Genomic DNA, 5,119 nt, shown 5'->3' on the forward strand with positions numbered 1-5,119 from the left:
GGCACCGGTCGTCCGGTGCCCCCGCGGGCGCGTGCCAGGTCCCGCGAGGCTAGTCGCGGGTGAGCTTGCGGTGGGTCACCGCGTGCGGACGCGCGGCGTCCGGGCCCAGGCGCTCGATCTTGTTCTTCTCGTAGGACTCGAAGTTGCCCTCGAACCAGAACCAGTTGGCGTCGCCCTCCCACGCGAGGATGTGCGTGGCGACGCGGTCGAGGAACCAGCGGTCGTGGGACGTGATCACGGCGCAGCCGGGGAAGTCCAGCAGCGCGTTCTCCAGGGAGCCGAGGGTCTCCACGTCCAGGTCGTTCGTGGGCTCGTCCAGGAGCAGCAGGTTGCCGCCCTGCTTGAGGGTGAGCGCCAGGTTGACCCGGTTGCGCTCGCCGCCCGAGAGCACCCCGGACTGCTTCTGCTGGTCGGAGCCCTTGAAGCCGAAGGCGGCGACGTAGGCGCGGCTCGGGATCTCGACCTTGCCGACCGTGATGAACGTTTCGCCGTCGGAGATGGTCTCCCACACGTTCTTGCTGTCGTCGATGCGGCCCCGGTACTGGTCGACGTAGGAGATCTCCACCGTGTCGCCGACGGTGATCTTGCCCTGGTCGGGGGTCTCCTCGCCGACGATCATCTTGAACAGGGTCGTCTTGCCGACACCGTTGGGGCCGATGACGCCGACGATGCCGTTGGGCGGCAGGGAGAAGCTGAGGTTCTCGATGAGGACGCGGTCGTCGAAGCCCTTGGTGAGGTTCTTGACCTCGACCACGGTGTTGCCCAGGCGCGGACCCGGCGGGATCTGGATCTCCTCGAAGTCCAGCTTGCGGGTCTTGTCGGCCTCCGCCGCCATCTCCTCGTAGCGGGCCAGACGGGACTTGCTCTTGGTCTGGCGGGCCTTGGCGTTGGAGCGGACCCACTCCAGCTCGTCCTTGAGGCGCTTGGCCTTCTTGGCGTCCTTCTGCCCCTCGACCTTCAGGCGGGCCTGCTTGGTCTCCAGGTAGGTGGAGTAGTTGCCCTCGTAGGGGTAGAACTGGCCGCGGTCCAGCTCCAGGATCCACGTGGCGACGTGGTCGAGGAAGTACCTGTCGTGTGTGATCGCGATGATGGTGCCGGGGTACTTGGCCAGGTGCTGCTCCAACCAGTTCACGCTCTCGGCGTCGAGGTGGTTGGTGGGCTCGTCGAGCAGGAGGAGGTCGGGCTGTTCGAGGAGGAGCTTGCACAGGGCGACCCGGCGCTTCTCACCACCCGAGAGCTGGGTGACGGAGGCGTCCCCGGGCGGGCAGCGCAGGGCGTCCATCGCCTGCTCCAGCTGGCTGTCCAGGTCCCAGGCGTTGCGGTGGTCGAGCTGCTCCTGGAGCTTGCCCATCTCCTCGAGCAGTTCGTCGGAGTAGTCCGTCGCCATCTGCTCGGCGATCTCGTTGAAGCGGGTCAGCATCGCCTTGGTCTCGGCGACACCGTCCTCGACGTTCTCCAGGACCGTCTTGTCCGCGTCGAGCCGGGGCTCCTGCGCGAGCAGCCCGACGCTGAACCCGGGCATGAGACGCGCCTCGCCGTTGGACGGCTGTTCGATGCCGGCCATGATCTTCAGAAGCGTCGACTTACCCGAACCGTTGGGGCCCACGACGCCGATCTTGGCTCCGGGCAGGAACGACCCCGAAACGTTGTCAAGGACGACCTTGTCGCCGTGCGCTTTGCGCACGTTGTTCATGGTGAAAATGTACTCCGGCATGCCTCCAAGCCTAGGGCGTCGCAGCCCATGCCCCCGCCATCGGAGCGCACCCGGGGGCCCGGCGGGGACGGAGTCCGGCGCCGGCCCGGGCCCGTCCCCACCGGACCCGCGCGGCGGCCGTGGCGCTGCGCCCCGGGTCACCCCCTCCGGTCGCCGCCGGCCCCTGCGGTCAGTCCTGTGCCGGGTCCCTCCCCCGGCTCAGCCAGCGGGGCGTGAACTCCCGCCAGCGCTCCACCGGCAGCCCCCAGGCCAGGGCCCGGCTCATGAGCACCGCCATGGAGTAGCCGGGATCGGTGGTGAGGGCGACGTCCAGCGCCGCCGCCGCGAGCGCCTCGTCACCGCGCTGCCACGCGGCGACGGCGAGCAGGGAGGCGGGGGCGGCCCTGAGCTCCGAGGGCAGGCAGCGGGTGGCCCGGCTCCACAGCGCCTGGTGGACGGGGGCCGCCTCGGCGGTGATCCTCGCCCACACCTCGTCCCGCACGCCGGTCCCGGTCAGGTGCACGCCCAGCCGGGCCAGTCCGTCCGGGTCGGTGACCGCCCGCCCCGCGTGCTCGGCCCGGACCGCAGCCAGGACCTCGGTGAGGCCGCGGTCGGAGGGACCGCCGCCCTCCGCCCGCGCGGCGCGGGTCCGCGCACGGTCCGCGGCGGCCTCCATCGCGGCCCGCTCCTCCCCGCGGACGGGGGCGAGGAGCGCGCGTATCCGGGCGATGTCGGCCATGGTCGCGTGGAACGGCGGCGCGGGGACGATCCCGTGCAGGACCGCGCTCGCCGGGACAGTGGACCCGTCGACGTTGACGACCGTGCCCTCGGCCGGGCAGCACCCGGCCGATCCGCAGGTGTAGGACCAGTACCGGCCGCCGGTGACCCGGATGGCGTCGACGACCGCGAGGCCGTGTGTCCGGGCGGCGGCGAGGAGGGCGTCGACGTAGGGGGTCACCCGCCCGGGCGGCCCGTACGCCACGACGGCCAGGGCCGTGCAGCCCTCGGAGGCCGCCGCGGCGGCGGGGGCCGCGGCCCGCCCCGCCGGGTCGGGGGCGCCGTCCATCCTGTCCAGGTCGCCGCAGTACACGGAGTGCACGCCGCGGTCCCTGATGGCGAGGACCACGATCCCGGGGTCGGGCGGCTCCCCCACCAGGTACGGGAGGGTGGCGATGATGTCGGTCGGGTTGGTCAGCGTGAGGGCGCCGGGGGAGGCGCCCGGCGCGGGGGATCCGCCGGGCGGTCGCGGCCGGGGGGCCGGGTCCGTCGGGCCCGGCCCCCCGCGGGGGGAGCCGGGTGCGGCCGGGGAGCCGGTGTGCCCCGGCCGGTCCGGCCGCTCCGTCCGGTCGGGCGAACGGGCGGGGTCCTGGGGGTCCTGGGGGTCGCGCGAGTGGTGCGGCTGGTCGGGGTGCATATCTTCACGGTGCGTGATCATCCGGTTCCGGACAAGGGGCTTCCGGAGCCTGTGGACGACCGCGCGTTCTCCGTGGGGCCGCGGTTCAGGAGACCTCTCTGGGATCGGTGGGTTCCGCGGGCCCGCCGCGGTCGGTCAGCTCCGCCTCGCGCGGGCCGGGGATCGTGCCGCCGGCGCCGGGGCGCCCCGCCGGCAGGCACACGCGGTTGCGGCCGGTCTCCTTGGCCCGGTAGAGCGCGAGATCGGCCGCGGTGAGCAGTTCGACCAGGTCGTTGCCGTGGTCGCCGATGACCGCCACCCCGATCGAGATGGTGATGCGCACCGGGACGCCGTCGACCGCGATCTCCATGCCCCCGACCTGCGTGCGCAGGCGTTCGGCCGCGCGCCAGGCCTCGGTGGTGTCGGACCCGGGCAGCAGCACCACGAACTCCTCGCCGCCGAACCTCCCGAGCAGGTCGGACTGGCGCAGCTGCTGGGCGATGGTGGTGGCCACCCCCAGGAGGACCTGGTCCCCGAACAGGTGGCCGTGGCTGTCGTTGACCCGCTTGAAGTGGTCGATGTCGACGATGAGCACGGCGGCGCGCCCCCGGGAGGAGCGGGCCCTGGCGATCTCGATCGACGCCTCCTGCTCCCAGGTGGGCGCGTTGAGGAGCCCCGTCTTGGGGTCGGTCCGCGCGGCCATCTGCAACTGCTGGTAGAGGAGGCTGCGCTGGAGGAGGAGGACCGGCGGGACCGCGATGACCAGGAGGAAGAGGGACAGCTGGGCGAGGATGGCGACCGTGACGCCGACACATAATTCGACGGCGTCCACGATGAGCGCCTCGCGGTCCCACATGGGGCGCAGGCTGTTGCCCGGGCCGCTGCTGATCCTCGCGGCCAGGGCGACGAGGAGGGTGTTGAGGACGGTGAACCCCGCGCAGCACAGTACCGCCACGAGCACGCCGGGCCCCGTGGTGAGGGGCTCGCCGGACTCGACGACGCCGCCCAGGCCGCCGACGAGGTCGTCCCCCCACACGCCGTGCCAGACCACCGACACCAGGAACCCCGAGAGCCCCACCGAGGTCGCGTTGAACACCCGGCGGTGCACCAGGGTGCGCCTCGTGCGCTGCTGGACCATCAGGTACACGGGGATGGGGATGAGCAGGGAGTACACCGGCGGGAGGAGGAGCACGACCGGGAACCACCAGGCCCCCAGCAGGTCGCGGTTGAACCCGGCGGGCGTGGGCGTGCCCAGCCGGCGGCTCCCCTCGACCGAGATCGCCGCGCCGGCGACCAGCGCGGTGAAGGTGACCAGGTCCTTCAGTGAGAACACGGTCAGGGCGAACGCCACCCCGAACAGGAACAGCGCGGCGACCAGGAGCAGGCACATGTAGACGATCAGGCCCTGGGGCTCCTGGAGGACCGGCCACGAGGACCGGCCCCCGGGGGCACGGCCGACCGGCGCCGCCGGTTTCTCCGAGATGCTCACGGCTCCCGCCTCCCTTCTGTGTCACGCTCTGCCATTCATCCCCCACACCCGACTCTGATGGGTCCGCCGCCTCCTGCGGTTCTCCGTTCGACGGGATGGATTCGCCCCGCGTTCCCCTACCATGCCACTCGGTGACGACGGCCGGGTAGCCGAACGCCCGAAGTCCGCTCGCCGGACGGGCCCACTCGACACCCCAACACTTTACATCACTTTGGGTAATAACTTAATCGCTTATTGTATCGAGAGTCGCGAGGCCCCCCGTTCCGGGGTGTGCGGAGACCCAGGGGGGTTGGTCGTGCACCGGTTCTGGGGCATTCTTCTGTGGGGCGCGGCGTCAGCCGCTCCGGCACGGACCGCCGACCTCCCGGGGGCCCGGCCGATTCCGCCTCGGCAGCACTCGACACGAAGGAGCACTCACCATGGCGATCGACGGCGCGAGCTGGGTCTGATACCCACGCCTACGCAACACACCCGGGGGCGGGCGAGCTTCCACCACCCGGGGCTCAGCTCCGGGTCGCCGACGGCCGCCGAGACGGCCTCCCCC

At 72.0% G+C, this 5,119-nt stretch carries 3 protein-coding genes; all 3 read right to left on the bottom strand.

Annotation, left to right across the window (positions count from 1 at the left end; translation table 11 throughout):
- Nucleotides 1-49: 49 nt before the first annotated feature.
- Nucleotides 50-1,714 (bottom strand): energy-dependent translational throttle protein EttA, encoded by a 1,665-nt coding sequence (ettA, locus tag ACWGL3_RS30805; RefSeq protein WP_267948566.1) that lies wholly within the window; start codon nt 1,712-1,714, stop codon nt 50-52.
- Nucleotides 1,715-1,883: 169 nt separating this feature from the next.
- Entirely contained in the window at nt 1,884-3,107 is a 1,224-nt protein-coding gene (locus tag ACWGL3_RS30810; RefSeq protein WP_452462098.1) for a DUF4192 domain-containing protein, read from the bottom strand.
- Between the two features lie 85 nt (nt 3,108-3,192).
- Nucleotides 3,193-4,575 (bottom strand): GGDEF domain-containing protein, encoded by a 1,383-nt coding sequence (locus ACWGL3_RS30815; protein WP_267948564.1) that lies wholly within the window; start codon nt 4,573-4,575, stop codon nt 3,193-3,195.
- Nucleotides 4,576-5,119 lie beyond the last annotated feature (544 nt).

Source organism: Nocardiopsis sp. NPDC055824, from assembly GCF_053616335.1.